This is a genomic window from Microbacterium esteraromaticum, from assembly GCF_016907315.1.
In the GTDB taxonomy this organism is placed as follows: domain Bacteria; phylum Actinomycetota; class Actinomycetes; order Actinomycetales; family Microbacteriaceae; genus Microbacterium; species Microbacterium esteraromaticum.
Genome location: NZ_JAFBBS010000001.1, coordinates 3,121,646 through 3,143,110 on the forward strand (window position 1 = coordinate 3,121,646; position 21,465 = coordinate 3,143,110).

The following is a 21,465-nucleotide window of genomic DNA, read 5'->3' on the forward strand; positions in this document are numbered from 1 at the left end:
GCGCTCGTCAGGCCTTCACGGACGCCAGGTCAGCGGCTTCCTGCACGGTGTCGACGAGATGCACGTGCTGCTCCATCGGGCGTCCCTTCGCGAGAGCCTGCAGCAGGGGCCACGCGGGGAACTGCTCGCTCCAGTACTCGCGTCCCACGAGGATCATGGGCGCTACGGAGGACTCGTCGGCATAGTAGTTCTCGCAGGCGTCCTGGAAGATCTCCTGGACGGTGCCGCCGGCGCCGGGCAGGAACACGATGCCCGCCTGGCACACCTCGAGCAGTATCGCCTCACGCTGCGCGTTGCGGAAGTACTTGGCGATCGCACTCGCGAAAGGGTTCGGCGGCTCATGGCCGTAGTGCCAGGTCGGGATGCCGAGCGAGTCGCCGCCGTCCGGGAACTCCGCGCGCACCGTGAACGCCGCCTCGGCCCATCCCGCGATGCTCGGCGCGAACCCGGGCACCGCGGCGAGCATGGTGAGCGCCTGCTCGCGGGCATCCGGCCCTCGATCCGCGAGATAGCCGCCGAGGTTGACGGCCTCCATGGCCCCGGGCCCACCGCCCGTCGCGACGGTGAGGGTCTGCGACAGGTGCTGCCCGAGTTCGACGCCATCGGCGTACTCTCGACTGCCGCGAACGATGCCGTGCCCGCCCATGACGCCGACAAGACGGCGATGCGACACCCAGTCGGCGAGTGCGAGGTCGATGCTGTGATCATGCAGCGACTGCGCGAGAGCGGCATCTCGTGACGTCTCCCGCTGCGACCAGGCGTAGGTGCGCGCGTCAGGACTGTCTGCGTACCCGCCGGTGCCGAACAGCTCCGCGGGCGAGTAGAGGGAGGAGCGGTACGTGTCTATCGGGATGCCGGGCAGCGCGGGGAACACGACGGCTCCACGGGCGCGCACGGATGCCTCGTCGGCGAGCGTCAGCCGGCAGCCGAGGAACAGTGATCCGGCGACGTCGACCGAGCGCAGAGCGGCGCTGCGATCGGTGAGGTCGAGAGAGCGCATCCGCCATCCCGACAGCGAGCTGGTTCCGCGCGTGAGGCGTTGATCGAAGTCCTCGATCGTGTCGACATCGACGACCCTCCCGCGCGTTCTTCTCATGCAGACGACCCTAGATCAGCGCCTGCGGCAGCCGGCCGAGGCGATCGCGATCCTGCTCTTCCCTCCCGGGCGCGCCGGTGAGAACATGGCGGACAGGAGGTAGCTCTCATGATCGATCTCGATGACATCGACACCGACGAAGACGGCGCGCTGACCGCGACCGTCGAACTTCCTGGTGGCCGTCGCGTCACCGTCGAGTATGAATTCGACGAGGAGTTCGACCACTCCGACGAAGAGGGTGACGACGGGGAGGACGAGGACGACGAGCCCGTCGAGCGCGAGGATCTGCCTGACCTCGGCACCATGCAGGAGACGGTGCAGCACGCCCTCGCGCGCCTGACCGAGGAGATCCTCGATGCCAGGGAGCAGGAGGTGGTCGAAGAGCTCACCGAGGCCGCTTACGAAGATGACGACGACGAGGTCGACCTGGCGGAGGCCCTGGCCGCACTGAAGGACGACATCGCGCTCGATGGAGTGGTCGTCTTCGGCGACGGAGGCATCACTCTGCTGTACATCGCACCCGAGGAGTACCCCGACCTGATCATCTACTGCCTGCTCGACGAGGACCTCGAGATCGACGACCTGATGGTCGAGTGATCAGGCGACGCGAACCAGCCTGCCGCCGGTGACCTCCACCAGCTGCGCGAAGGTCAGCGGCATCACGGTCTCGGGTGTGCCCCCGGCGGTCCACACCTCGTCGAAGGCCCGCAGATCGCCGTCGATGTATGTCGGCAGGGGAGCGGGATGCCCGACGGGTGCCACTCCGCCGATCACCTGACCCGTCGCCGCGCGCACGGCGGCCGGTGGCGCCATGGTCACGACGTCAGCGCCCAGCTGCTGCGCGAGCACGCCGAAGTCGACACGGTGGGCGCCGCTGGTCATCACGAGGATCGGCTCCTCATCGGCCACGAGCACCAGACTGTCCGCTATCGCCCCGACCGGGCAGCCGATCGCCTCTGCGGCCAGCGCGGCGGTGCGCGCAGAGGCCGGCAGCACGACGATGCGCGCATCGACGCCCGCGTCGGCGAGGCGGTCGTGCACGATACGACTGCGGGACGGAAGGGAGTCGGTCACGGCAATGTCTCCTCGGTGAGGGATGCCCTCAGGCGGCGTCTCCGATGAGGATAGCCGCTGCGTCCTCGGCGTCGTCGTCAGCGGGATCGTCGATGTGCGCGAGCACCCGGCGTCCGAGCAGCACGGTCAGCGCCGCGAGCAGCACGGCCCCGGCGGCGAACAGGTAGGGCACCGTGTCGCCGTACGCATGAGCGAGAGCGGCCGCGACCGGCGGTGCCATCGCTCCGCCGAGGAAGCGCACCGCCGAATACGCGGACGACGCGACAGAACGCGGGAGGTCGGTGGCCTCCATCACCGCCTCGGTGAGCACGGTGTTCATGATGCCCAGCAGCAGACCGCCGACCACGATGCACACCACCAGGGCTGCAGGGCTCTCGACGACCAGGCCTGCGGCGATCAGGTCCACCGCGAGAAGAGGCAGCGTCGCAAGGATGATCGACGTCCGCGACGAGCGGCGCATCAGCGCCGGCGCCACCCATACGCTCGTCACCGCAAGACCGACTCCCCAGCCGAAGAACGTCAGGCCGATGCCCATCGCCGTGAATCCGAGGGGGAAGGGCGAAAACGCCAGCAGCACGAAGAAGCCGATGTTGTAGAACAGGGCGGTCACAGCGAGCACCGCGAGCGCCGGCCGGCGCAGGGCCCGGAACGGAGCCGAGAACGGCATCGGCTCACGGCGCTCGTCGTCGCTGCGCACGAGGGTGAGCACGGCGATGAAGCCGATGGCCATGAGGGCGACGACCCCGAAGAACGGGCCCCGCCAGCTGAGCTCGCCCAGCAGACCGCCGAGCAGCGGGCCCACGGCGATGCCGAGTCCGAGAGCTGCCTCGTAGAGCACGATCGCCGCACCGCTGCCCCCGGCGGCGGCGCCGACGATGGTCGCGAGAGCAGTGGAGATGAAGAGCGCATTGCCCAGACCCCAGCCGGCGCGGAACCCGATCACCCAGTCGACGCTGCCGCTCACCGCGCACAGCAGAGCGAAGACGACGATGAGGGCCAGGCCCGCCAGCAGTGTCGCCTTCGCGCCGATGCGGCTCGAGATCCAGCTCGTGATCAGCATCGCGAGGCCGGTGACGAGGAGGTAGCTCGTGAACAGCAGCTCGGTCTCGACGGGAGATGCTTCGAGCGACTCGGCGATGGCGGGCAGGATCGGGTCGACAAGACCGATACCCATGAACGCCACGACGCACGCGAACGCGACCGCCCAGACCTGCGCGGGCTGTCGCCAGACCGATCCCTGTGGTGTTCCGCTCATTCGTCTTCTCCTGTCTGGTGGTCTGCGGTGTCCTGCGCCCGCTCGCCGAGGATGGCGGCGGTGCGCTCGATCGCCTGCCAGTCGTCATCGCTCAGGTGCTCGAAGCGCGGGGCGAGGGTGCTGCCGAGCTCGGTGCGCCACTCGTCGAGGGCGCGGATGCCCTCGGTCGTGGCGTTCACGACCGTGGCGCGCGAGTCGGCCGGGTCGGCTGTGCGCTCGACGAGGCCTGCCTGCTCCAGCACGCCGATGAGGCGCGTCATGCCTGGCTGCGTCGTGCGTGCCGCGGAAGCCAACGCGCCGAGACGCATGCCGCCGCGCTGACTCAGGATGCTGAGGGCACGCCATTGCGCGGAGGGCGCGTCGTTTCCCGCATCATGAGCCGCGATGCGAGCCAGCGCATGCGCGGCGAGGACGATCGCGGTGATCGCTTCGGACTTTTGCATACCAATAAGTATATACCCTGCGGTATCTATTGCGTCAGCGTCGCCCGCCCGCGATCCGCGAGGAGAGCTGATGTGCATGCGCGAGCAACGTGCGACCGAGCTGCGGCAGCCGGTCGGCGTCGAAACGGAACTCGACACCGGTGATGCTCAGTGCCCACTCCGGACGCCCCTGCCGGTCGAACACCGCGGCGGCCATGCCCCACGATCCCTCGACGATCAGCCCCGGGTTCACGGCGTAGCCCTGGGCCTTGGTCTCACGCAGCCGCCGCCGCAGAGGCCCTTCGCCATGTGCGGACCCCCAGCGCTCGTCGAGCTCGGGGTGGCGCTCGAGGTACGCATCCACATCGTGGTCGGGGAGAAAGGCGAGGATCGCCAGTCCCGCACTCGCCACTCCCAGGGGGAAGCGCACGCCCTCGCTGAGCACGAAGGAGCGGATCGGGAAGGATCCCTCTTCGCGGACCAGGCACACGGTCTCGTCGGCGCGGCGGGTGGAGAGGAATGCGCTCTCCTCGGTCTTCACCGCGAGGGAGCGCACGATGTCGCGGGACAGCTCAGTGATGTCGTAGCGGGCTGCGGCGACGGTTCCCATGAGATACAGCTCGGGGCCTGGCATCCACCGCGCCGTGGCCTCGTCCTGGTCGACCAGCCCCTCGGCCCGGAGCGCCGTGAGCAGACGGTGGGCGGTCGAGCGACTGAGACCGGCATCCCGCGCCAGCGATTGCAGAGCGGCGCCGTCGGCCGAGGCCGACACAAGACGCAGCAGCGCCGCTGCCCTGGCCACGGCCTGGGCGCCGGGCACGGAGCGGCGAAGAGCGGGCTGTTGTTCCACAATGTGGACGGTAGTCGCGAGAGCGACCACATCGCAAGCGGAGTCTTGCCTGCATCGCTGGAGCGGGCGGATGCTGGAAGCACCGCACACGAAGGAGTGGTCTTGATCGACAAACAGTTCGCATCCGCGGCGGAGGCCGTCGCCGACATCCCGGACGGCGCATCGCTCGCCGTCGGTGGTTTCGGCCTCTCGGGCAACCCCATGAAGCTCATCGAGGCGCTGCACGCGCAGGGCACCAGCGGTCTCAGCGTCGTCAGCAACAACTGCGGCGTGGACGACTGGGGGCTGGGCATCCTTCTCGGCTCGCGGCGCATCCGCAAGATGACCTCGTCGTACGTCGGGGAGAACAAGGAGTTCGAGCGGCAGTTCCTCGAGGGCGACCTCGAGCTCGAGCTCACCCCGCAGGGCACGCTCGCCGAGAAGCTGCGTGCAGGCGGCTCGGGCATCGCCGCCTTCTTCACCCAGACCGGCGTCGGCACGCAGGTCGCCGAGGGCGGCCTGCCCCGGCGCTACAACGCCGACGGCACGATCGCCGTCGCCTCACCGGTGAAGGACGTGCGCAGCTTCGACTTCCATGGCGAGCAGCGCGAGTTCGTGCTCGAGGAGTCGATCACCACAGACTTCGCACTCGTGCACGCGCTCAAAGGCGACCGTCACGGCAACCTGATCTTCAATAAGGCGGCGCGCAACTTCAACCCGCTCGCGGCCATGGCCGGTCGCGTCTGCATCGCCCAGGTCGAAGAGCTCGTCGAGCCGGGGGAGCTCGACCCCGACGGCATCCACCTCCCCGGCGTCTACGTGCACCGCGTCGTCGAGGTCGGCAGCGGCATCGAGAAGCGCATCGAGCGCAGGACCGTGCGCACCCAGGAAGGAGCCTGACCATGGCGCTCACTCGCAACGAGATGGCGGCGCGTGCCGCGCGCGAACTCACCGACGGCTCGTACGTGAACCTCGGCATCGGCCTGCCCACTCTGGTGCCCAACTACGTGCCCGATGACGTGACGGTCGTACTGCAGTCCGAGAACGGGATCCTCGGCGTCGGGCCCTACCCGACGGAGAGCGAGGTCGATCCCGACCTGATCAACGCGGGCAAGGAGACGGTCACTCTGCTGCCAGGGGCCGCGTTCTTCGACTCGGCCCTCAGCTTCGGCATGATCCGCGGCGGCAAGATCGACGCCGCGATCCTCGGCGCCATGCAGGTCTCGGTGAACGGAGACCTCGCCAACTGGATGATTCCCGGCAAGATGGTCAAGGGCCCCGGCGGGGCGATGGACCTCGTGCACGGCGCCGGTCGGGTCATCGTGCTCATGGAGCACGTCGCCAAGGACGGCTCCGCGAAGATCGTGAACGACTGCTCGCTCCCGCTGACCGGCAGGGGAGTGGTCGACCGGATCATCACCGACCTCGCCGTGATCGATGTCACAGACGACGGACTCGTGCTCATCGAGACCGCCCCCGGCGTGAGCGTGCAGGACGTCGTCGACGCCACCGAGCCCTCGCTGACCATCTCGGAGACCCTCAAGGAGAACTCATGAGCGACATCGTCATCGTCGCGGCCGCCCGCACCCCGCAGGGGCGACTCAAGGGGCAACTCGCCTCGTTCACCGCGCCGCAGCTCGGAGCGCTCGCCATCCGCGGTGCGCTCGAGCAGGCGTCGATAGCTCCGGATGCCGTTGACGCGGTCATCATGGGGCAGGTCCTGGCCGCCGGGTCGGGCCAGAACGCGGCCCGCCAGGCCGCCATCGGCGCGGGCATCGGCTGGGACGTGCCTGCGAGCTCGGTCAACAAGGTGTGCCTCTCGGGTCTCACCGCCATCATCGATGCCGCGCGCATGATCCGTACCGGCGACGCCAGCACGGTCGTGGCCGGTGGCATGGAGTCGATGACCCGTGCGCCGCACCTGCTCATGGGCTCTCGCGACGGCTGGACCTACGGCAGCATCGAGGTGCTCGACCACATGGCTCACGACGGGCTGACGGACGCGTACGATCGCGAGAGCATGGGCGCCTCGACCGAACGTCACAACCCGCGCTTCGAGCTGACGCGCGAGATGCAGGACACCGTTGCCGCGCTGTCGCACCAGCGCGCGGCGGCAGCGGCATCCGAGGGCGTGTTCGACGCCGAGATCGTGGAGGTGACCGTCCCGCAGCGCAAGGGCGACCCGATCGTGCTCACCAAGGATGAGGGAGTGCGCCCCGAGACCACCGTGGAGTCGCTCGCCGGACTCCGCCCTGCGTTCGCCGAGGGCGGCACGATCACCGCGGGCAACGCGTCGCAGATCTCCGACGGCGCTGCCGCCGTCGTCGTCACATCTCGTGAGAACGCGGATGCCCACGGCTGGCCTGTTCTCGCGGTGGTCGGAGCGAGCGGGCAGACCGCCGGACCCGACAACTCACTGCAGGCGCAGCCGGCGCGTGCCATCGAGCGCGCCCTCGAGAAGCAGGGCATGTCTGCTGATCAGCTCGACATCGTCGAGATCAACGAGGCGTTCGGTGCCGTCGTGGCCCGCTCTCAGCAGGAGCTCGGGCTGCCGAGCGAGATCGTCAATGTGCACGGCGGTGGGATCGCCATCGGGCATCCCATCGGCGCGAGCGGTGCCCGGCTGGTGGTGCACCTCGCGCATGAACTGGCCAGGCGGGGTGCCGGTGCCGCCGTCGCCGCGCTCTGTGGCGGTGGCGGACAGGGAGAGGCGCTCATCCTCACCCGGTGAGGGACCGGCCCGAATGACAGAGGCCCCGGCTATCGCGTTGCGACGGCCGGGGCCTCTGTGCGGGGAGGTCAGCGCTTCTTCGAGATGCGCTTGACCTCCTCGCGACGCTTCTCGCGCCGCTCCTTCTTGTCCGGCTTGGGTGCATACGGCGAATCGGCTGCGACCGGCAGGCCCTTCTCCATCCGGCGCATATCCTTCACCGCGCCGATCGCGAGTGAGAGGGTGATGATCCAGCTCACCCAGGCGAGCACGGCCCGCCAGGTGAACTGCTGGCCGCGCGAGCCGCGCAGCAGGGTGACGCCCGTGGAGATGGCGCTGAAGAGTCCGGTGCGAAGGAGATAGCGCATGCGTCCACGCTAGCCGACGCGGAGAACACCCCGCGGAGGGTTGACAGCGTGGGACGAAGGCGTCGGAGGTGGGGGAGGTCGTCCAGTAAGATAGGTGAGCCTAACCTGCCCGAAGGGAACCACATGCCTGCCTCCCGCATGCGTCCGCTCGCACTCATCGCAGGTGTCGCCGCCGCGGCGCTGCTCGCCGGCTGCGCACCCGCCGCTGACGGCCCGGCCGCGGGTGGCGACGACGCGCTGGTGATCTACAACGCGCAGCACGAGCAGCTGACCGAGGAGTGGACCGCGGCGTTCACCAAGGAGACGGGTATCGAGGTCAAGCTCCGCCACGGCGACGACAGCGAACTCGCCAACCAGCTCGTCCAGGAAGGCGAGGCGTCGCCGGCCGACCTGTTCCTCACCGAGAACTCGCCGGCCATGTCGCTCGTAGAGAGAGCCGGGCTCTTCGCGCCCGTCGACGACGCCACGCTGCAGCAGCTGCCCGAGCAGTTCCGCCCGGGCACCGGGGCGTGGACCGGTATCGCCGCACGCGACACGGTGCTCGTGTACAACCCCGAGCTGATTGCGGAGGACGATCTGCCCACCTCGATCCTCGAGCTGCAGGACGACAAGTGGAAGGGCAAGTGGGGGGCCGCTCCCGGCGGTGCCGACTTCCAGGCGATCGTCTCGGCGATCCTCGCATCCGAGGGCGAAGACGCGACGGGCGAGTGGCTCGCAGGCATGCAGAGCAACGCGAAGATCTACCGGAACAACATCGTCACGATGAAGGCCGTCAACGCCGGCGAGGTTCCGATGGGCATCATCTACCACTACTACTGGTACCGCGATCAGGCAGACACCAAGGAGAACAGCGCCAACACAGCCCTGCACCTGTTCGAGCCGGGCGACCCGGGAGCGTTCGTGAGCATCTCGGGTGGCGGCGTCCTCGCATCCGGCGACCACGCCGAGAACGCGCAGAAGTTCCTGGCCTGGCTGGTCGGAGAGAAGGGTCAGAAGATCCTCGGCGAGGGATACAGCTACGAGTACCCCGTGGCGACGGGCGTTCCGGCCCGATCCCCGCTTCCGGCGCTGGATTCGCTCGGCGCGCCCGATATCGACCCGTCGACCCTCAACGGACCCACGGTGGTCGAGCTGATGACCGAGGCAGGACTCCTCTGACACTCGCAGCCGAGCGCGCGTCGGGTGCCGTCCGCCCGCGGGGGGCGCGCACCTATCCCTGGACGCTGGCGCTCGGCGTCGCGGGTGCCGCCGCCTTCGCGCTGATCCCCGTCGGCTACGTCGTCGTCTCCTCGGTGCAGACCGGAGGACCGCGTCTGCTCGAGCTGCTCGTGCGGCCCCGGGTCGCGGAGCTGACCGTGAACACCGTGCTGCTCGTCGCGCTCGGCGTGGCGGCGACGCTGGTGATCGGCATCGGCGGGGCCTGGCTCGTGGAGCGGACGACGCTGCCGCTGCGCCGTGTGTTCGCCGTCGCACTCGCCGCGCCACTCGCCATCCCGGCCTTCGTCACGAGCTACGGGTGGGCGAGCGCCGCCCCATCATTGAACGGCATAGGCGGAGCCGTGCTCATCGCGGCATGCGCGTACTCGCCCCTGGTCTACCTGCCTGCGGTGGCTGCACTGCGCGGGCTCGATCCCGCGCTGGAGGAAGCGGCGCGCTCGCTCGGGCTCGGCCCATGGACGGTCTTCTTGCGGGTGGTCCTGCCGCAGCTGCGCATCGCCGCTGTGGGCGGTGGGCTCGTCGTCGGGCTGCACCTGCTCGCCGAGTACGGCGCGTTCGCGTTCCTCCAGTTCGACACCTTCACCACCGCCATCATGGATGCCTATCGTGCGAACTTCGGCGGGGCGAACGCGGCGGCGCTCGGTGTGGTCCTCGCCGGCCTCTGCCTGCTGATGGTTGTCGGCGAGGGGCGGATGCGGGGCACGACCCGGCTGTCGCGCAGCGCCGCATCCCGCCCCGGAGGCCGCGCCGCTCTCGGGCGCTGGACCGCCCCGGCGATCATCTCGCTCGTCGTGGTCGTGGGCGCCTCGGTCATCGTGCCGATGGCGTCGGTGCTGCGCTGGACATCGCGCAGTGACGCAGCCGACTGGGCGCCGGTCGGCCCCGCGGCCTGGCAGACCGTGCTGCTCTCGGTAGGCGGAGCTGTAGCGTGCGCGATCGTGGCGCTGCCGGTCGCGTGGCTGGCGGTGCGTCACCGCGGACGCCTGAGCGGAGCGCTCGAGGGAGCGTTCTACCTCGCAGGCAGCTTTCCCGCCATCATCGTGGCGCTCGCCCTGGTCGGTGTCACCCTCAAGGCCGCGCCCGCCCTGTACCAGACCGCCGCAACCGTGATCCTGGCATATGCGATCCTCTTTCTGCCCCGCATCCTGGTGCCTCTGCGAGCTGGACTCGCTCAGATCTCGCCGGCGTGGGAAGAAGCTGCTCGCTCGCTCGGCGCGCCGCCGTGGCGTGCGCGTCTGCGCATCACCGCGCCGCTGCTGGCGCCTGCGGTCGCGAGCGGTGCCGCGCTCGTTGCGCTCGGGGCCTCGAATGAGCTGACAGCGACCCTGCTGCTCGCCCCGATCGGCACCGAGACCGTCGCGACGGGCTTCTGGTCGGCGGCATCGGCGATCGACTACGTCGCAGCTGCCCCGTTCGCGCTGACTCTCATCGCGCTGTCGATCCCCGCTGTCCACCTGATGTTCTCGGAAGCGACCTCGAGAGGCGGCGCATGACCCTCCAACTCACCGGCATCGGGAAGTCGTTCGGTGCTGTGCCCGTGCTCGAGGACGTCGATCTCGCCGTGCCCTCCGGATCGCGCCTGGCGCTCGTCGGCGCGTCGGGCAGTGGCAAGAGCACGCTGCTGCGGCTGATCGCCGGGTTCGAGCGGCCCGACGCCGGGCGCATCGCACTCGACGGAGCCGTGCTCGCCGATTCGCGCACATCTGTGCCCGCCCACCGTCGCGGTATCGGCTTCGTGCCGCAGGACGGAGCGCTCTTCCCCCACATCACCGTGGCGGGCAACATCGGCTTCGGCCTGTCACGGGGACCGCGTCGAGCAGCTCGCGTGCGCGAGATGATGGAGCTCACCTCACTCGCTCCCGAGCTCGCCGATCGACGACCTCATGAGCTGTCGGGCGGACAGCAGCAGCGTGTGGCATTGGCCCGTGCGCTCGCGCCGGCACCTCAGGTGATCCTGCTGGACGAGCCGTTCAGCGCGCTGGACGCCGGCCTGCGCGCACAGACACGCGAAGCGACCGTCGACATCCTCGAGCGGGCTGCGGTCACGACACTGCTGGTCACCCATGACCAGGACGAGGCGCTGTCGTTCGGCGACCTCATCGGGGTGGTTGCCGGCGGGCGCCTGGCGCAGGACGGCGAGCCGAGCGCCGTCTTCGACGCACCCGTCGACCTCGCCACCGCCGAGTTCCTCGGTGACGCTCTCACGCTGAGGGCCCGACGCCAGAGTGCGGCCGAGATCGTCTGCGCCCTCGGCAGGGTCTCCGTACGCCACGACCGCTCCAACGGCTCGGACGAGATCGTCGCCATGATTCGCCCGAACCAGCTGGAGCTCGTCATGCCCGCAGCAGACAGGGGTGCGGCGGGGGCGGGCGCGGGTGCTGCGACGATCACCGCTCGGCGCGCGATCGGCTCGCGCACCGAGCTGCGCGTCGACATCCACGGCGACGACGGCGCGCGCGTCTGGCTGCAGGTGCCCACCCATCGGGCGGCCGAAACCAGAGACGGCGATGTCGTCGCCGCGCGCGTCGGTGGCGGCGCGGTGCTCTATGCGGCGCCCTGAGCATACGAGCGCGGTCGGATGAGCGCCTTGGCCAGCCGCAGGACGGGGCGGTAGACCGCCCAGGCGGCGATGCCGGTGGCGAGTGACAGCAATGTGCCGACGAGCGGCGCCGACTGCTCGAACGGCGGATACACGACCCAGTGCGTCAGGTAGATGAAGAGGGACGCCGACGCGATGGTGGTCAGCCAGGGACGCAGCAGCGAGGGGATGTGGATCGAGGGCAGCCAGATCAGGGCGAGCACGCCGATCGCGACGATGGCCTCACGCAGCGGCTCCCCGAAGAATCCGGGGACGAGAGCGAGCGTGAGCAGCGTGGCGACGATGCGGCGCCGTGGGTCGTCGGCGCGTGCGACGACGGCTCCCAGCGCGATGCACCACAGCACCGTCGCGACCGCATAGCGCTCGATGTGCTGTGCGGGCGCGGCGCCCAGCACGGCGAATCGCACGACGACTGCGATTGCGAGGGCAGCCATCGCGAAGCCCCACGGGGCGCGGCGCTCGAGCCGGTCGACGGCAGGGATGGCGAACAGCGCAGACAGGGGCAGCATGGTCCACACCATCGCCTCGAGGAACCAGAACTGCCACTGCTCGCTCCACAGCCCGTCGCCAGGCACCGCGTTGTTCACGAGCAGCGCGGTCGAGGGATCGTACTTTCCGCTCAGCAGTCCGACGGCGCCGATCCACAGCACCGCGGGGACCACCACGTGTGCGAGTGCGGCGAGAAGGCGGCGCGGACGATCCGGCGCCGAGGGCGAGATCGCGAACCTCGCCAGGTTGTACCCCGCCACCACCAGCAGCAGGTGCGCCCCGCCCTTGAGCGAGAACCCGTCGCCGAGGAACAGATCGGCGTGTGTGCCCACGATCAGCACGATCGCGATCGCCCTGATCAGCACGGGCGTCTCGATCGCGGTGAGCGAGGGCCGTGTCGCGCGCCACCTGCGGGTGGTGTCGGTCGAGAGCGTGACGTCGTCTGCGGACGGCGCCGCCGGCGCGAGCTCGGCGAGCTCGACGGCCGACCGAGCCGGCCAGTCACGGGGGAGCGCACCGAGCAGCTGTTCGAGCCGAACCGACGCCTCGACGTAGCTCAGGGAGTCGCCGCCGAGCGCGGCGAAACTGTCGTGCACAGTGGCGTCGGCTCGTCCGGTGCACACCGCCAGCACATCGCGCAGGCTCGACGGCGTGATCTCACCGGGGACGACACCGGGCATCGCCGCTGCGCGCTCCGCATGATGGTGCGCCACGAGCGCGGCGTTGTCGGGTTTGCCAGACGAGGTGACGGGGAAGGAGTCGATCGTGTGCACCGTGACCGCTGACGACGGGATGCCGACGCGTCGCGACACCTGAGTCCGTGCCTCGCTCGCATCGCGGCCGTCGCGCACGAAGACCAGCAGCTCTTCGCCGTCGGCTGCGGTGCGTGAGGGGATGCCTGCCTCGGCGAGCTGATTCTGCACCGCGTCGAGGTCGATGCGCAGTCCGAAGATCTTGACGAATCGGTTCATGCGTCCGACGATCTCGACGTAGCCGTCCGCCCGCCAGCGGGCGAGGTCGCCGGTGCGCAGCTCGTGAACCGTGCGACCGAGAGCGAGATCCGCGGGTTCCTCGGCGTAGCCGAGCATGACGTTCGGGCCCGAGTAGACCAGCTCACCCGATTCGCCGTCCGTCGCGTCGATGTGGAACGATCCGCCCGGGATGGCCCGGCCGATCGAGCCCGCGGCGCGTACGGCATCCGCCGGTGGCAGGTACGACATCCGCGCCGTCGCCTCGGTCTGTCCGTACATCGTGAAGAACTCGAAGCCGCGGTCCCGGCCCGCGAGAGCCAGCTCGCGAACTCGCTCGGCAGGCAGACGTCCGCCGGCCTGCGTCAGATACCGGATGCTGTCCGGCAGTCTCTCGACTCCGCCGACGGCGTCGATCAGCTCGAAGGTGTAGGGAACGCCCGCGAGTCCCGTGACGCGCGTCTCTGCGGCCCGCAGCCAGAACGCCTCGTCCGACACCGAGGCGTCGCTGAGAACCAGGCTGCCGCCGACGAGCAGATGGCTGTTGATCACCGACAGCCCGTAGCAGTAGTGCATGGGCAGGGTGGTGATCGCCCGATCGGCCGCACCGAGGCTGAGATAGTCGGCAATGGCCGCGGCGTTCGACAGCATGGCCTCTCGCGAGATGCGGACGAGCTTCGGGGAGCCCGTCGATCCAGACGTGCTGGCCAGCAGCGCGAGATCGTCGTGCAGAGTGTGGGCGGTGCCGTCGCGGCGCTCCCAGAGGGGGCCTCGTCCGGCGATGACGTCGGGATCGAATCGCTCGATGAGCGTCTGGCGCGTGCGCTCAGCCGACTCATCGTCGCCCCCGGGGGCGAGCATGACCGGATGCCCGCCGGCAAGCGCTCCGAGGTAGGCGGTGAGCGCATGGGTCGTGTTGGCGGCCTCGAGGAGCACGAGTCGCCGGGTGGTGCCCAGCCGTTGACGGATGTCGTCTGCTCGAGCGGTCAGCTCTGCGTATGTCAGATCCCCGTCGTCTGTGCAGAGCGCTACGGCAGCTGGTTCGCCACGGAGCAGATCCACTGATGCGGCGGGGGAGACGGTGATCACTGGTTGCTGGCTTCTTCTGGCTCGGTGAAACGGGCAAGGTGAGCCTAACCTATCCTCGCGTTCTGATCTGAATCGGGGTGCTGGTTTAGACTGCTCTTCGGGCGCTGCGCCCATTCCACTGTGTATCCACCGGCCGTCGGCGCCCCGACGGACAACGGCGGCACCCGATCCGCGTCGAGCACGCGCGAGAGCCATGACACAGACACCACTTCCCTCGCCGAGTCTGCTGAGACTGACCGGCATCCCGTATTTCGTGATCGCATTCGTCGCGAGACTGCCCTTCGCGATGATGGTGGTCGGCGTGCTGACCATGGTGGTCTCGATCCGCGGATCGCTGTCGCTGGGCGGACTCACCTCGGCGGCGGTGGGTCTCGGCACCGCGCTGTTCGGGCCACTTCTCGGCGCAGCGGCCGACCGCTGGGGTCAGCGTCCGGTGCTTCTGATGTGCGCGGCGCTCAACGCGGCGATGCTCGCCGTCTTCGCACTCGTCGTCTACACGCCGCTTGCCGATGCCGTCGTTCTCGCGTCAGCGTTCATGATCGGCGCCACCGCCCCGCAGGTCTCGCCGATGTCGCGATCGCGGCTGGTCACGATCATCGCCGAGCGGATGCCGCAGGCGCAGCGTGCTCGCACCACCTCGGCCACCATGTCGTACGAGTCCGCAGCCGATGAGACCGTGTTCGTCTTCGGGCCGTTCCTGGTCGGGCTCCTCGCCTCGTTCATCGCCCCCTGGGCGCCGATCGCGATCGCCTCAGCGCTCACCCTGCTGTTCGTCGGGGCGTTCGCGCTGCACCCGACGGGACGCCATGTCTCGGTCGAGCGCGACAGCGACGGGCGCGCGCCGTCGGACGTGTCCGAGCTCTTCCGGCCGGCTCTGCTCGTCGTCGTGGTCGGCATCTTCGGGATCGGGCTGTTCTTCGGCGCCAGCCTGACTGCGCTGACCTCGTTCATGGCCGACCGCGATGCCGCCGAGCAGGCGGGCCTGCTGTACGGAGTGATGGGCGTCGGCTCAGCGGTGCTCGCGCTCGGGGTCGCCTGGCTGCCGCCTCGCTTCACGCTGCACGCGCGGTGGATCGCCTTCGCCGCTGTGCTCGTCGCGGGCTCCCTGCTCTTCGCGACGGCCACGAGCGTGATCACGATGATCGTCGCGCTCGCGCTGGTGGGCATCGGAGTCGGACCGACCATCGTCACGCAGTACAGCCTCGGTGCCGCGCGCAGTCCGCTCGGACGCTCGGCCACGGTGATGACCATGCTCGGATCAGGCGTCGTGGTCGGACAGGCCCTCGCCGCCGCCGTCACCGGCGCTGTCGCGGACGGACCGGGCACGTCGGTCGCGCTGCTGCTGCCCCTCGTCGCGGCATCGATCGTGCTGATCGCGGGCATCGTGAACCGCATCATCAGCCCCCGACAGCACTGAGGCGAACCCCGGGCGCCACGATCGCCGGCGCATCGCCGACCGCCCTGGCATCCGGTGCGCGAAGCGTCAACCCCCGTAACCGCTGCTGCGGTCGTGGGTAGCCTGGAGGCACCGAGCAGAGGAGTCATATGGTCGCCGCAGAGTTCGTGGTCGTCGCCAACCGCCTTCCGGTCGACCGGATCATCACCCCTGACGGTGAGGAGATCTGGCGCACGTCCCCCGGAGGACTGGTCGCGGCGCTCGAACCCATGATGCGCAGCGTCGATGGCGCCTGGGTCGGCTGGGCCGGACAGGCGGACGTCACGATCGAGCCGTTCGAGGGAGACGGCATCCGGCTGCTGCCGGTGACCCTCAGCGAGCAGGAGGTCCAGGACTATTACGAGGGCTTCTCGAACGACACCATCTGGCCGCTGTATCACGATGTGATCGCCCCGCCGCAGTATCACCGCGAATGGTGGGAGGCGTACGTCGCCGTGAACCTCCGATTCGCCGAGGCTGCGGCCGATGCGGTCGCCGAAGGCGGGACGGTCTGGGTGCACGACTATCAGCTGCAGCTCGTGCCGGAGATGGTGCGGGGCCTCCGCCCGGACGTGACCATCGGCTACTTCCACCACATCCCGTTCCCCGCGCACAGCCTGTACGCGCAGCTGCCATGGCGCGACCAGGTGCTGCGCGGACTGCTCGGCGCGGATGTGATCGGATTCCAGCGTGCGCAGGACGCGGCGAACTTCCTCGCGGCGGCCAAGCGTCGCCTGGGCTACGAGACCAAGGCGTCCAGCATCTCACTGCCCGACGGGCGCACCCCGCTCGTCAAGGCATTCCCCATCTCGATCGACACGACCCCCTACCGCGAGCTCGCGCAGAGGCCCGACATCCGCGCGAGAGCGCTCGAGATCCGCGAAGGTCTGGGCAACCCGAAGCACATCCTGCTCGGCGTCGACCGTCTCGACTACACCAAGGGCATCCGGCACCGCATCAAGGCATATGGTGAGCTGCTCGACCAGGGTCGCATCGCGGTGGAGGACGTGGCATTCATCCAGGTCGCCAGCCCCAGCCGCGAGCGGGTGGACGCCTACATGCACCTGCGTGACGAGGTGGAACTCGCGATCGGCCGCATCAACGGCGATCACGACACCCTCGGGCACACCGCGATCCGCTACCTCCACCAGGGCTTCCCGCGGGAGGAGATGGTCGCCATGTACCTCGCCGCCGACGCGATGCTGGTGACAGCGCTGCGCGATGGCATGAACCTCGTAGCGAAGGAGTACGTGGCCACCAGGGCGGACAACCGCGGCGTCCTCGTTCTCAGCGAGTTCACCGGCGCGGCAGACGAGCTGCGCCAGGCGCTGCGGGTGAACCCGCACGACATCGAGGGCCTCAAGGACGCCATCGTCGACGCGATCGAGATGCCCCGCGACCAGCAGGGCAAGCGCATGCGGGCGCTGAGGAAGCGGGTGCTGGAGAACGACGTGACGGCGTGGTCGCAGTCCTTCCTCAGAGCGCTGGAACAGGCCGGACGCAACCGTCACCGACGTCACGAGGGAGCGCACGGATGACCCGCGAGTGGACACCAGGCGAAGCTGACCCCGCGGTCGCCGCGATCGCCCGCACCGACCGGCTGCTGGTCGCCCTCGACTTCGACGGCACCGCATCGGAGCTGGTCGCCGAGCCGATGTCGGCCCGCGCGATTCCGGCGGTGAAGCGCGCGCTCGCCGATCTGGCGGCACTGCCGCAGACGACCGTCGCCTTCATCTCGGGCCGCAGCCTCGTGCACCTGCGCGAGATCGCGGAGCACGACGACGATTCGGCCGTCGTGCTCGCCGGATCTCACGGAGCGCAGTACTGGTACCCGGGGGAGGGCGAGGCGGATGCCGACGCCGCCGACCCCGAACGGATGCTGCGAGACACTCTCCTGGAAGAACTCGGGCCGCTGCTCGCCGACTACCCGGGCATCGAGCTCGAGAGCAAGACGTTCGGCATCGGCATCCATGGGCGGCCCGCGCGACCCGAGGTGGAGCGGGCGGCCTTCGCCGCCGTCGACGAGGTGTTCGCGCGTCGCGCGCGGCACTGGCGGCGCCGCACGGGCGATCGCATCCTCGAGTACTCCTCACGCGACGAGGGAAAGGACACCGCGATCAGCGTGCTGCGTGAGCGCACGGGTGCCACGGGCATCCTGTTCGCCGGTGACGACGTGACCGACGAGGACGCGCTGCGCGTGCTCGGCGACGGCGACCTGGGCGTGCGCGTGGGCCCAGGGGAGACGGCAGCCGCTCTGCGTGTGGAATCTCCACAGCAGATCGCCGAACTTCTGGAAGTCATCGCGTCGGAACGGGCCTCGCGACCGCAATAGACTTCCGTCATGTCCACCCGCGAATCTCAGCCCGGTATGCCCGGAGCGCACCCCGACATCGACATCAAGCCCCGCAGCCGCGTCGTCACCGACGGCATCGAGGCGACCACCTCGCGCGGCATGCTTCGTGCCGTCGGGATGGGTGACGCCGACTGGGACAAGCCGCAGATCGGGATCGCGTCGAGCTGGAACGAGATCACGCCCTGCAACCTCAGCCTCGACAGGCTCGCGCAGGGTGCCAAGGAGGGCGTGCACTCCGGTGGCGGCTACCCGCTGCAGTTCGGCACCATCTCGGTCTCGGACGGCATCTCGATGGGTCACGAGGGCATGCACTTCTCGCTCGTGTCTCGCGAGGTCATCGCCGACTCGGTCGAGACGGTGATCATGGCCGAACGCCTCGACGGCACCGTGCTGCTCGCCGGCTGCGACAAATCGATCCCCGGCATGCTGATGGCCAGTGCCCGCCTCGGGCTCTCGAGCGTCTTCCTGTATGCGGGTTCGATCGCACCCGGCTGGGTGAAGCTCTCGGACGGCACCGAGAAGGACATCACGATCATCGACTCCTTCGAGGGCGTCGGCGCGTGTCGCGCGGGCCGCATGACCGAAGAAGACCTCAAGCGCATCGAATGCGCCTTCGCGCCGGGTGAGGGCGCCTGCGGCGGCATGTACACCGCCAACACCATGGCATCCGTTGCGGAGGCACTCGGCCTCAGCCTTCCCGGTTCGGCCGCCCCGCCTGCGGCTGACCGTCGCCGTGACTACTTCGCGCACCGCTCGGGCGAGGCCGTCGTGAACCTGCTCCGCCAGGGGATCACCACCAAGGACATCCTGACCAAGGAGTCGTTCGAGAACGCGATCGCTCTGGCCATGGCCCTGGGCGGTTCGACCAATGTCGTTCTGCACCTGCTCGCGATCGCGAACGAGGCGGGGATCGAGCTGACGCTGCACGACTTCAACCGCATCGGCAGCCGTACGCCCCACGTCGCAGACATGAAGCCCTTCGGCAAGTACGTCATGAACGACGTCGACCGTCACGGCGGCATCCCGGTCATCATGAAGGCGATGCTCGACGAGGGCCTCATCCACGGCGACGCGCTGACCGTCACGGGCAAGACCGTCGCCGAGAACCTGCGCGATCTGAACCCGGACCCGGTCGACGGCGACGTCATCCACACGTTCGCCGACCCGATCCACGCCTCCGGTGGCATCACAATCCTGCACGGGTCTCTCGCGCCCGAGGGGGCCGTGGTCAAGTCGGCCGGTTTCGACGCCGACGTGTTCGAGGGTCCCGCTCGCGTCTTCGAGCGCGAGCGCGGCGCGATGGACGCGCTGGCCGCCGGCGAGATCAACCCCGGCGACGTCATCGTCATCCGCTACGAAGGTCCCAAGGGCGGCCCCGGCATGCGCGAGATGCTCGCGATCACCGCGGCCATCAAGGGCGCGGGGCTCGGAAAAGATGTACTACTCTTGACGGACGGACGATTCTCAGGCGGCACAACCGGCCTGTGCATCGGCCACATAGCACCCGAAGCGGTGGACGCAGGTCCTATCGCCTTCGTGCGCGATGGTGATCTGATACGGGTCGATATCGCGGCTCGCTCCCTCGAGCTACTCGTCGAGGAGGCAGAGCTGGACTCCCGCCGGGAAGGCTGGGAGCCTCTTCCCCCGCGCTATACCCGTGGCGTCCTCGCCAAGTACTCCCGTCTCGTGCGCTCTGCCGCACAGGGCGCGGTGACCGGCTGACCTTCTGACGACACAGATCACCAAGGAAGCGACATGACTCCTGAATCCGCGCCCGCCGTGCCGCGGCCGCCCGCACGCACATCCTCAGCCCCAGAGATCTCCGGCGCCGAGGCCGTCGTCCGCTCTCTCGAGAACCTCGGCGTCACCGACGTCTTCGGAATCCCGGGTGGGGCGATCATGCCCGTCTACGACCCGCTCATGGACGCCTCAGGCCTGCGCCACGTTCTCGTGCGCCACGAGCAGGGCGCCGGTCACGCCGCCGAGGGCTACGCCGCGGCGACCGGCAAGGTCGGCGTCTGCATCGCCACCTCCGGCCCTGGCGCGACGAACCTCGTCACGGCGATAGCCGACGCGTACATGGACTCGGTGCCGATGGTCGCGATCACCGGGCAGGTGTTCTCGACCCTGATGGGCACCGACGCCTTCCAGGAGGCCGACATCGTCGGCATCACCATGCCGGTGACCAAGCACTCTTTCCTGGTCAAGTCGGCCGAAGAGATCCCCGGTGCGATCGCCGCGGCGTTCGAGGTCGCTTCGACGGGTCGCCCGGGCCCGGTGCTCGTCGACATCACGAAGGACGCACAGCAGCAGACCGCGCCGTTCATCTGGCCGCCGAAGGTCGATCTGCCCGGTTACCGGCCTGTCACCAAGGCGCATGGCAAGCAGATCCAGGCTGCGGCGACCCTGCTCGCCGAGGCCAAGAAGCCGGTGCTCTACGTGGGCGGCGGTGTGATCCGCGCCCACGCATCTGCTGAGCTGCTGACCCTCGCGGAGTCAACCGGCGCGCCGGTCGTCACCACGCTGATGGCGCGCGGCGCCTTCCCGGACTCCCACCCGCAGCACCTCGGGATGCCCGGCATGCACGGCACCGTGCCCGCCGTGCTCGCCCTGCAGGAATCCGATCTCATCGTGTCGCTCGGCGCGCGGTTCGACGACCGCGTCACCGGCAAGGCGGCGCTCTTCGCCCCCGACGCGAAGGTCGTGCACGTCGACATCGACCCGGCCGAGATCTCGAAGATCCGCGCTGCGACGGTGCCGATCGTCGGCGACGTGCGCGATGTGCTCGTCGACCTCGACACCGCCTTCCGCGGCACGATCGCGGGCAGCAAGCCCGACACCGACGAGTGGTGGTCGTACCTCGACGGGCTGAAGGCCGAGTTCCCCCTCGGGTACGCGCAGCCCGAAGACGGCCTGATGTCGCCGCAGTACGTCATCCAGCGCATCGGCGAGCTGACCGGACCCGAGGCGATCTATGCCGCCGGTGTCGGTCAGCACCAGATGTGGGCGGCGCAGTTCATCAAGTACGAGCGCCCGAACTCCTGGCTGAACTCGGGTGGCGCCGGAACGATGGGCTACTCGGTCCCGGCAGCCATGGGCGCCAAGGTCGCCGAGCCGGATCGCGTCGTGTGGTCGATCGACGGTGACGGGTGCTTCCAGATGACCAACCAGGAGCTCGCCACCTGCGTCATCAACAACATCCCGATCAAGGTCGCGATCATCAACAACTCGTCGCTGGGCATGGTGCGTCAGTGGCAGACGCTGTTCTATGACGGACGCCACTCGCACACCGATCTGAACACGGGCCACGGCACGATCCGCATCCCCGACTTCGTCAAACTCGCCGAGGCGTACGGCTGCCTCGCCCTGCGGGTCGAGAAGGAGGAAGACGTGGACGCCGCCATCCAGACGGCGCTCGAGACCAACGACCGGCCGGTCGTGATCGACTTCGTCGTGAGCGCCGACGCCATGGTCTGGCCGATGGTGCCCCAGGGCGTCAGCAACAGCTACATCCAGTACGCGCGCGATCACGCCCCTGCATTCGATGAGGAGATCTGAGC

The 21,465-nt window shown here is 69.1% G+C and carries 19 protein-coding genes; 12 read left to right on the plus strand and 7 right to left on the minus strand.

Translation table 11 applies throughout. The features are described 5' to 3' along the window. Positions 1 to 7: 7 nt before the first annotated feature. Complete coding sequence (locus tag JOE67_RS14860) at positions 8 to 1,096, minus strand: LOG family protein (protein WP_204976281.1); 1,089 nt, start codon at positions 1,094 to 1,096, stop codon at positions 8 to 10. A 108-nt stretch (positions 1,097 to 1,204) separates the two neighbouring features. Between JOE67_RS14860 and JOE67_RS14865 the strand changes: the two genes are divergently transcribed. Next, positions 1,205 to 1,693, plus strand: a complete 489-nt coding sequence (locus JOE67_RS14865; RefSeq protein ID WP_204976282.1) for a hypothetical protein — start codon at positions 1,205 to 1,207, stop codon at positions 1,691 to 1,693. Here JOE67_RS14865 and JOE67_RS14870 read toward each other — a convergent pair whose 3' ends face one another. Genes JOE67_RS14870 through JOE67_RS14885 form a run of 4 tightly spaced genes read right to left on the minus strand, consistent with a single transcriptional unit; the run spans position 1,694 to position 4,697 of the window. Next, complete coding sequence (locus JOE67_RS14870; RefSeq protein ID WP_204976283.1) at positions 1,694 to 2,170, minus strand: YbaK/EbsC family protein; 477 nt, start codon at positions 2,168 to 2,170, stop codon at positions 1,694 to 1,696. 28 nt (positions 2,171 to 2,198) lie between these two features. Continuing rightward, positions 2,199 to 3,425, minus strand: coding sequence for an MFS transporter (locus JOE67_RS14875; RefSeq protein WP_204976284.1), 1,227 nt, complete (start codon positions 3,423 to 3,425; stop codon positions 2,199 to 2,201). Beyond that, on the minus strand, positions 3,422 to 3,868 hold the full coding sequence (locus JOE67_RS14880) for a MarR family winged helix-turn-helix transcriptional regulator (protein ID WP_204976285.1): 447 nt from the start codon (positions 3,866 to 3,868) through the stop codon (positions 3,422 to 3,424). The genes JOE67_RS14875 and JOE67_RS14880 overlap by 4 nt, the downstream gene beginning before the upstream one ends. 34 nt (positions 3,869 to 3,902) lie before the next feature. After that, complete coding sequence (locus JOE67_RS14885; protein WP_338041632.1) at positions 3,903 to 4,697, minus strand: IclR family transcriptional regulator; 795 nt, start codon at positions 4,695 to 4,697, stop codon at positions 3,903 to 3,905. Between the two features lie 102 nt (positions 4,698 to 4,799). Between JOE67_RS14885 and JOE67_RS14890 the strand changes: the two genes are divergently transcribed. From JOE67_RS14890 to JOE67_RS14900, 3 genes are read left to right on the plus strand one after another with little or no spacing between them, the layout of a single operon-like run. After that, complete coding sequence (locus JOE67_RS14890; RefSeq protein WP_204976286.1) at positions 4,800 to 5,576, plus strand: CoA transferase subunit A; 777 nt, start codon at positions 4,800 to 4,802, stop codon at positions 5,574 to 5,576. A 2-nt stretch (positions 5,577 to 5,578) separates the two neighbouring features. Further along, positions 5,579 to 6,232, plus strand: coding sequence for a CoA transferase subunit B (locus tag JOE67_RS14895; RefSeq protein WP_204976287.1), 654 nt, complete (start codon positions 5,579 to 5,581; stop codon positions 6,230 to 6,232). Next, positions 6,229 to 7,407, plus strand: a complete 1,179-nt coding sequence (locus JOE67_RS14900; protein WP_204976288.1) for an acetyl-CoA C-acetyltransferase — start codon at positions 6,229 to 6,231, stop codon at positions 7,405 to 7,407. The genes JOE67_RS14895 and JOE67_RS14900 overlap by 4 nt, the downstream gene beginning before the upstream one ends. Positions 7,408 to 7,475: 68 nt before the next feature. Here JOE67_RS14900 and JOE67_RS14905 read toward each other — a convergent pair whose 3' ends face one another. After that, on the minus strand, positions 7,476 to 7,754 hold the full coding sequence (locus JOE67_RS14905) for a hypothetical protein (RefSeq protein WP_204976289.1): 279 nt from the start codon (positions 7,752 to 7,754) through the stop codon (positions 7,476 to 7,478). A gap of 123 nt (positions 7,755 to 7,877) precedes the next feature. Here JOE67_RS14905 and JOE67_RS14910 point away from each other — a divergent pair, with 123 nt between their 5' ends. The 3 genes from JOE67_RS14910 to JOE67_RS14920 all read left to right on the plus strand — a co-directional run bounded on the left by JOE67_RS14910 (position 7,878) and on the right by JOE67_RS14920 (position 11,532). Beyond that, complete coding sequence (locus JOE67_RS14910; RefSeq protein WP_204976291.1) at positions 7,878 to 8,912, plus strand: iron ABC transporter substrate-binding protein; 1,035 nt, start codon at positions 7,878 to 7,880, stop codon at positions 8,910 to 8,912. Between the two features lie 134 nt (positions 8,913 to 9,046). Further along, a complete protein-coding gene (locus JOE67_RS14915; protein WP_338041633.1) occupies positions 9,047 to 10,465 on the plus strand; it encodes an ABC transporter permease in 1,419 nt (472 codons plus the stop codon). Beyond that, the gene (locus JOE67_RS14920; protein ID WP_204976293.1) at positions 10,462 to 11,532 is read left to right on the plus strand and encodes an ABC transporter ATP-binding protein; all 1,071 of its coding nucleotides are present in this window, start codon (positions 10,462 to 10,464) and stop codon (positions 11,530 to 11,532) included. The genes JOE67_RS14915 and JOE67_RS14920 overlap by 4 nt, the downstream gene beginning before the upstream one ends. On the opposite strand, the gene JOE67_RS14925 is transcribed toward JOE67_RS14920, so the two are convergent. Beyond that, positions 11,517 to 14,117 (minus strand): AMP-binding protein, encoded by a 2,601-nt coding sequence (locus tag JOE67_RS14925; protein WP_204976295.1) that lies wholly within the window; start codon positions 14,115 to 14,117, stop codon positions 11,517 to 11,519. The two genes, JOE67_RS14920 and JOE67_RS14925, sit on opposite strands and share 16 nt — an antisense overlap. A gap of 193 nt (positions 14,118 to 14,310) precedes the next feature. Between JOE67_RS14925 and JOE67_RS14930 the strand changes: the two genes are divergently transcribed. The 5 genes from JOE67_RS14930 (at position 14,311) to JOE67_RS14950 (ending at position 21,463) form a co-directional block, all read left to right on the plus strand. Then, a complete protein-coding gene (locus JOE67_RS14930; protein WP_204976297.1) occupies positions 14,311 to 15,534 on the plus strand; it encodes an MFS transporter in 1,224 nt (407 codons plus the stop codon). Between the two features lie 128 nt (positions 15,535 to 15,662). Continuing rightward, complete coding sequence (locus JOE67_RS14935) at positions 15,663 to 17,090, plus strand: alpha,alpha-trehalose-phosphate synthase (UDP-forming) (RefSeq protein ID WP_204976298.1); 1,428 nt, start codon at positions 15,663 to 15,665, stop codon at positions 17,088 to 17,090. Continuing rightward, positions 17,087 to 17,884, plus strand: coding sequence for a trehalose-phosphatase (gene otsB / locus JOE67_RS14940; RefSeq protein WP_204976299.1), 798 nt, complete (start codon positions 17,087 to 17,089; stop codon positions 17,882 to 17,884). The genes JOE67_RS14935 and otsB overlap by 4 nt, the downstream gene beginning before the upstream one ends. A gap of 36 nt (positions 17,885 to 17,920) precedes the next feature. After that, positions 17,921 to 19,627 (plus strand): dihydroxy-acid dehydratase, encoded by a 1,707-nt coding sequence (gene ilvD / locus JOE67_RS14945; protein WP_204977156.1) that lies wholly within the window; start codon positions 17,921 to 17,923, stop codon positions 19,625 to 19,627. A gap of 33 nt (positions 19,628 to 19,660) precedes the next feature. Further along, positions 19,661 to 21,463 carry an acetolactate synthase large subunit gene (locus tag JOE67_RS14950; protein WP_204976300.1) on the plus strand — a complete coding sequence of 601 codons (1,803 nt, stop codon included), beginning with the start codon at positions 19,661 to 19,663 and terminating at the stop codon, positions 21,461 to 21,463. The last annotated feature ends 2 nt before the right edge of the window (positions 21,464 to 21,465 follow it).

Excerpts from the sequence above, each read along its gene's own strand:
- JOE67_RS14875 (WP_204976284.1), bottom strand. The coding sequence starts at position 3,425 with ATGAGCGGAACACCACAGGGATCGGTCTGGCGACAGCCCGCGCAGGTC.
- JOE67_RS14860 (WP_204976281.1), bottom strand. The coding sequence starts at position 1,096 with ATGAGAAGAACGCGCGGGAGGGTCGTCGATGTCGACACGATCGAGGAC.
- ilvD (WP_204977156.1), top strand. The coding sequence starts at position 17,921 with ATGCCCGGAGCGCACCCCGACATCGACATCAAGCCCCGCAGCCGCGTC.
- otsB (WP_204976299.1), top strand. The coding sequence starts at position 17,087 with ATGACCCGCGAGTGGACACCAGGCGAAGCTGACCCCGCGGTCGCCGCG.
- JOE67_RS14865 (WP_204976282.1), top strand. The coding sequence starts at position 1,205 with ATGATCGATCTCGATGACATCGACACCGACGAAGACGGCGCGCTGACC.
- JOE67_RS14905 (WP_204976289.1), bottom strand. The coding sequence starts at position 7,754 with ATGCGCTATCTCCTTCGCACCGGACTCTTCAGCGCCATCTCCACGGGC.
- JOE67_RS14880 (WP_204976285.1), bottom strand. The coding sequence starts at position 3,868 with ATGCAAAAGTCCGAAGCGATCACCGCGATCGTCCTCGCCGCGCATGCG.
- JOE67_RS14920 (WP_204976293.1), top strand. The coding sequence starts at position 10,462 with ATGACCCTCCAACTCACCGGCATCGGGAAGTCGTTCGGTGCTGTGCCC.
- JOE67_RS14900 (WP_204976288.1), top strand. The coding sequence starts at position 6,229 with ATGAGCGACATCGTCATCGTCGCGGCCGCCCGCACCCCGCAGGGGCGA.
- JOE67_RS14930 (WP_204976297.1), top strand. The coding sequence starts at position 14,311 with ATGACACAGACACCACTTCCCTCGCCGAGTCTGCTGAGACTGACCGGC.
- JOE67_RS14895 (WP_204976287.1), top strand. The coding sequence starts at position 5,579 with ATGGCGCTCACTCGCAACGAGATGGCGGCGCGTGCCGCGCGCGAACTC.
- JOE67_RS14950 (WP_204976300.1), top strand. The coding sequence starts at position 19,661 with ATGACTCCTGAATCCGCGCCCGCCGTGCCGCGGCCGCCCGCACGCACA.
- JOE67_RS14910 (WP_204976291.1), top strand. The coding sequence starts at position 7,878 with ATGCCTGCCTCCCGCATGCGTCCGCTCGCACTCATCGCAGGTGTCGCC.
- JOE67_RS14935 (WP_204976298.1), top strand. The coding sequence starts at position 15,663 with ATGGTCGCCGCAGAGTTCGTGGTCGTCGCCAACCGCCTTCCGGTCGAC.